At 57.3% G+C, this 539-nt stretch carries 1 protein-coding gene; it reads left to right on the top strand.

All coding sequences use genetic code 11. The features are described from left to right. A partial coding sequence (locus EOA27_RS39505; RefSeq protein ID WP_145970946.1) for a TauD/TfdA family dioxygenase occupies nucleotides 1-539 on the top strand: 539 nt, incomplete at its 3' end.

Below are 539 nucleotides of genomic sequence, written 5' to 3' on the forward strand. Positions count from 1 at the left end.
ATGATCGATAGTGTCATTCCGGACACCGCCGTTGTCAAACGCGCGGCGCGCATTGGCGCTGAAATCAGGAATATCAAGCTGTCGGGCGATTTGCCGGACCAGACCATCGCTGCGATCGAAGGCCTGCTGCTTGACCACAAAGTCATCTTCTTCCGTGACCAGGGGCATCTCGACGACGCCGAGCACCAGCGCTTTGCTCGTCGTTTCGGGAAGCCTATGCTGTCTCCGACGGTAGATCCTGCTAAGGGAACGAAGTCGGTAATCGAGATTGATTACGCACGCGGAGGTTTCCGGACTGATGTTTGGCACATCGATCTCGCCTACATGGATGCTTATCCCAAGATTATGGTGTTGCGAGGCGCTGTGATCCCTCCAGTCGGCGGCGACACGCTGTGGTCAAACACCGCGGCCGCCTATCTCGACTTACCGGCACCGCTGCAACGGCTTGCCGACAACCTCTGGGCAGTTCACAGCAACGCGTACGACTTCGCCGCATTTGCCCGCTCTACCGAAGCCGAAAAAAAGGTCTACGATGAAGG

The sequence above is a fragment of the Mesorhizobium sp. M2A.F.Ca.ET.037.01.1.1 genome, from assembly GCF_003998075.1.
Taxonomy (GTDB): Bacteria; Pseudomonadota; Alphaproteobacteria; order Rhizobiales; family Rhizobiaceae; genus Mesorhizobium.